Consider the following 243-nt stretch of genomic DNA (forward strand, 5'->3'; position numbering starts at 1 on the left):
CTTTAACGCTTCAATTTTATCCCGGCTCAGCCCGGTACTGGTGACAATAATGTCCAAACTCACGCCATGCCGTAATAAGGCTCGAGCCGTTTCCACTTTACCTTTCTCTCGGCCTAGTTCAATACCTCGCTCAAGCCCTTTTTGTTCAAGCTGTTCTGCAATAGTCATCAACATCGTTTCATGCTCCGGAGATTGTTCAATCAGTTGATGGACAAATTGGGAGAGGTCCAGCGTATGTCCATT

The 243-nt window shown here is 46.5% G+C and carries 1 pseudogene; it reads right to left on the minus strand.

Annotated elements, in window-relative coordinates:
- Positions 1-243, minus strand: a pseudogene (locus tag C5469_RS23180) (ISNCY family transposase); the annotation flags it as partial.

Source organism: Photorhabdus cinerea, assembly GCF_011189575.1.
GTDB classification, from domain to species: Bacteria; Pseudomonadota; Gammaproteobacteria; order Enterobacterales; family Enterobacteriaceae; genus Photorhabdus; species Photorhabdus cinerea.